Origin of the sequence: Streptomyces sp. NPDC052687 (assembly GCF_040678395.1) — a bacterium.
Taxonomy (GTDB): Bacteria; Actinomycetota; Actinomycetes; order Streptomycetales; family Streptomycetaceae; genus Streptomyces.
Genome location: NZ_JBFATR010000100.1, coordinates 1 through 4254 on the forward strand (window position 1 = coordinate 1; position 4254 = coordinate 4254).

At 76.1% G+C, this 4254-nt stretch carries 4 protein-coding genes; 3 read left to right on the plus strand and 1 reads right to left on the minus strand.

Annotated elements, in window-relative coordinates:
- Nucleotides 1-216 precede the first annotated feature (216 nt).
- Together AB0K92_RS33415 and AB0K92_RS33420 are read left to right on the plus strand one after the other, a co-directional pair.
- The gene (locus AB0K92_RS33415) at nucleotides 217-1296 is read left to right on the plus strand and encodes a LacI family DNA-binding transcriptional regulator (RefSeq protein ID WP_365929029.1); all 1080 of its coding nucleotides are present in this window, start codon (nucleotides 217-219) and stop codon (nucleotides 1294-1296) included.
- A complete protein-coding gene (locus AB0K92_RS33420; protein ID WP_365929030.1) occupies nucleotides 1293-2201 on the plus strand; it encodes a carbohydrate kinase in 909 nt (302 codons plus the stop codon). The genes AB0K92_RS33415 and AB0K92_RS33420 overlap by 4 nt, the downstream gene beginning before the upstream one ends.
- Nucleotides 2202-2589: 388 nt before the next feature.
- Here the strand turns inward: AB0K92_RS33420 and AB0K92_RS33425 are convergent, their stop codons facing one another.
- Entirely contained in the window at nucleotides 2590-3453 is an 864-nt protein-coding gene (locus AB0K92_RS33425) for a helix-turn-helix domain-containing protein (protein WP_365929031.1), read from the minus strand.
- A 100-nt stretch (nucleotides 3454-3553) separates the two neighbouring features.
- Between AB0K92_RS33425 and AB0K92_RS33430 the strand changes: the two genes are divergently transcribed.
- Complete coding sequence (locus AB0K92_RS33430) at nucleotides 3554-4123, plus strand: YceI family protein (RefSeq protein ID WP_365929032.1); 570 nt, start codon at nucleotides 3554-3556, stop codon at nucleotides 4121-4123.
- Nucleotides 4124-4254: the final 131 nt, after the last annotated feature.

The window sequence follows — 4254 nt, forward strand, 5'->3', positions numbered from 1 at the left end:
GGGGCCGGGCGGGGGTGGCGGGCGAGGCCGGGCGGGGGTGGCGGGCGAGGCCGGGCGGGGGTGGCGGGCGAGGCCGGGCGGGGTTGGCGGGCGGGGATGGCGGCATCGGACGGGCACGCTCGCGCGGCGCTGGACGTAAACGTTTACGCAAGCGTTTACGTGCGGCGCTGGATGGGATACCTTGCGGCGCGGAACGCCGGAAGAGGAGGGCCGCTCATGCCGACCATGGCCGACGTCGCGCGCAGCGCCGGGGTCTCCGTGGCGACCGTCTCGCACGTGCTGAACGGGACGAGGCCGGTGCTGCCCCACACCCGCCAGGCCGTCCTCGACGCGATCGACGCGCTCGGCTACACCCCGAACACCCTCGCCCGCTCCCTGGTGACCGCACGGACGCGGTCCATCGGGCTCGCGGTGTCGGCGATCAGCAACCCGTACTTCACGGAGATCCTGCAAGGGGTCGAGGCCGCCGCCCTGGAGCACGGCTACGGCCTGCTCATCGCCGATCCGCACGAAGACCCCCGGCACGAGCGCACGGTCGTCCAGCTGCTGCACGAGCGGCGGGTGGACGGCATGATCGTCGCCCCGTCCGCGGACCCGCGCGAGCTGGTCGCCTACCTGCGCCGGCACCACGTGCCCGCCGTCCTCCTGGACCGTGTGGTCGACGACCGCGCGGAGGGCGCCCAGGCCTTCGACCAGGTCTGCGCGGACAGCGTCGAGCCGATGACCCGGCTGGTCACCCATCTCGCCGGGCTCGGGCACCGCCGGATCGGCCTGGTCGCGGGCCGGCCGGGGCTGAGCACGACGAGCGAGCGGATCACCGGGTACCGGCACGGTCTGGCGGCGGCCGGGCTGCCCTTCGAGAAGCGGTTCCTGGCGCACGGCGACTCGGAGGCGGCGGGCGGCGAGCGGGCCACCGCGGCCCTGCTGTCCCTGGCCGTGCCGCCGACGGCGATCGTCACCGCCAACAACGCGATGACGATCGGTGCCCTGCGCGCGCTGCGCGAGCGGGGCCTCACCGTGCCCGGCGACCTCGCGCTCGCCTGCTTCGACGACTTCGCCTGGGCGGACCTCTTCTCGCCCCGGCTCACCGCGATCGCCCAGCCCAGCAGGGAACTGGGCGCCGAGGCGGTCCGGGTGCTCCTGGAACGCCTCGCCGAGCCGGACCGGCCCGTCCGGACCGTGCAGCTGCCCTGCACGTTCGTCCACCGCACCTCGTGCGGCTGCCCGGAACCGCCGTCCCGGCGGCCGGACCCGTCCGAAGGGCTCGCGCAGCCCGAGAAAGGAGCCGACTCGTGATCGTCGTCGCCGGTGAGGCCCTGATCGACCTGGTGCCGCAGGGGCCGGGCGCCCTGGCGAGCCTGCGCCCCGCGCTCGGCGGCGGCCCGTACAACACGGCCGTCGCCCTCGGCCGGCTCGGCTCCCCCACCGCCTTCTGCTCCCGCGTCTCGTCCGACGCCTTCGGCCAGGCCCTGCTGGACGGGCTGCGCGCGGCCGGGGTGGACGTGTCGGGCGTGGCGCGCGGCGCCGAGCCGACCACCCTGGCGGTCGCCACGATCGACGCGCACGGCTCGGCCGCGTACTCCTTCTACGTCGAGGGCACCGCCGACCGGCTGTTCACGGCGCCCGACGCGCTCCCGGCGGGGACCCGCGCGGTGTCGTTCGGCACCTGCTCGCTGGTGCTGGAGCCGGGCGCGAGCGCGTACGAGGAGCTGATGCGGACCGCCGCCGGGCAGGGCGTGTTCACCGCGCTCGACCCGAACATCCGCGCGGGGCTGATCCCGGACGCGGACGCCTACCGGGCCCGGTTCCTGACGTGGCTGCCGTCGGTGACCTTGCTGAAGCTGTCCGAGGAGGACGCGCGGTGGCTGGGCGGGGGCCCGCGCGAGTGGCTGGCGGCCGGGCCCTCGGCCGTCGTGATCACCCGTGGCGGGGACGGGCTGACCGTCTTCACACGCGACGGTGCCGAGCACTCCGTGCCGGGCGAGAAGGTCGACGTGGTGGACACCATCGGCGCCGGGGACACCGTCAACGCGGCGCTGCTGCACGGTCTGGCGGCCCGGGACGCCCTCTCCCCCGCCGCCCTCGCCGGCCTGGGCGCCGACGGCTGGACCGGGCTTCTGCGGTTCGCGGCACGCGCGGCGGCGGTCACCTGCTCCCGAGCGGGCGCAGAACCGCCGTACGCGCACGAGCTGGAGGAGTGACGTGCGGCGGCGCCGGGCGGGACGGAACCGGGCGGCGCCGGACAGGACGGGGTTGAGTGGCGGGCTGGGACCGGACGAGCCGGGCGGGACCGGGCGGCGGATGGGACCGGGCGGCGCCGCGCGGGACGGGGTCGAGCGGCAGGGCAGGACCGGACGGGGCCGGGCGGAACCAGGCGGCGGTGGGACCGGGCAGGGCTACGCGGGACCGGGCGGCACCGGGCCGGGCGGCACCGGGCCGGGCGGGACCGAGCGGCGGGGCAGGACCGGACGGGGCTACGCGGGACCGGGCGGGACCGGACCGGGAGGGACCGGGCGGCACCGGACCGGACGGGACCGGGCGGCACCGCACCGGGTCGCACCGGGCGGTGGGAGATCCGGGCCGGAGGGCTCAGCCCGCCCGGCTCACGGCCCGCAGGCCTCCCGGACGGCGTCCGTCGAGGCGGTCCAGCGCGGCAGCCGTGGCCTCGTCGGCCGGGAGGTGGACGACGATCCGCTGGCCGTCGTCCGGCAGGGCCAGCGTCTCGTGCAGCAGCCGCAGCTGCCCGGCCTCGGGGTGCTCGACGCACCGGGTGCCGACCCGTCGCGGGGCCATCGCCAGATCGGCGAACCGGTCGGCGAACTCGGCCCCGGCCGTCACCGTCAGCTCCTCGGCCAGCTCGGCGGCGTAGGGGTCGCGCAGGGGCACGTCGTGCCGGAGGTGGGCGACCAGGTTGTCTGCCTCGCGCTCCCAGTCGGGGTAGGCGGCCCGCGCGCGGGGGTCGGTGAAGACATGGCGGAGCAGGTTGGGGTGCTCGCCGTCGAGCACGCCGATCGGGCCGAACAGCCGTGCGTAGCCGGTGGTGTGGGCGAGGATGTCGCCGATCCAGTTGACCACCACGGCCGGGGTGGGCTCCAGACGGTCCAGCACGGCGCGCACGGTGGGGCGCGGGGTGCGGCTGAGCGGCGGGGCCGCGCCGCAGACCAGCGGGTCGCCGCCGTCCGCCTCCTTGGTGAGGCGGCGCAGCACCATCCGGTCCCGCAGGGACAGGTGCAGCGCGTCGGCGAGGGCGCCGAGGACCTGCGCGGAGGGGTTGCGGTCGCGGCCCTGTTCGAGCCGGGTCAGGTACTCGACGCTGATGCCGGCGAGCGTGGCCAGTTCGGCGCGGCGCAGTCCGGGGGTACGGCGGCGGGCGCCCGGGGGCAGGCCGACCTCCTCCGGGGTCACGGCCTCGCGCCAGGACCGCAGATAGGTGCCCAACTCGTTGTCGTTCACTCAGCGAACGTACCAACGCGCGCCCGCGCGAGGGTGGCCCTGCCACTACCAGGCTTCGCCCGGTCTCCCTGCCCCGCCTGGCGGCCCTCAGGGTGGAGGCATGACGACACGTGACCACTTCTCGAACTCGCTGACCGTGACCCCGCTGCCCCTGTCCCCCGGTGACTGGGAGCTGGACCCGCTGCACTCGGCCGTCAACTTCACCATCCGGCATCTGGGCATCGCCAAGGTGCGCGGGCGGTTCACCGAGGTGAAGGCCGCCCTGTCCGTCGGTGAGACGGTCGACGACGTGCGGGTGACCGCCGAGATCGCCCTGGCCTCCATCGACACCGGCATCGCCGAGCGGGACGCGCATGTCCGCGCGTCCGATCTGCTCGACGTGGAGAAGCGTCCCACGATGGCCTTCCGCTCGACCCGGGTGTCGGGCGAGGGCGAGGACTGGACGATGGAGGGCGAGCTGACGATCGGGGACGTGACGCGTCCCGTGACGCTCGATGTGGAGTTCGGCGGGCTGGTCGACGTGCCGGTCGACGGCAGCCGGCACGCCGGGTTCGAGGCGACGGGCGAGATCCGGCGCAGCGATTTCGGCCTGGACTTCGCGCCAGGACTGCTCGGTGACGTGGTGAAGATCCAGCTCGACATGCAGTTCGTGGAGCCCAGGGCAGCCTGAGACCCGGACAACGGCCTGGCCGACCGCGGACGCGGGGGGGCCGGGGGGGGCCGGGGGGCCCCCGGGCCCCCCCGCCGGGGGGGGGGGGGGGCCCCGCGGCAAGCCCCCCCGCCCCCCCCCCCAGAAGATAG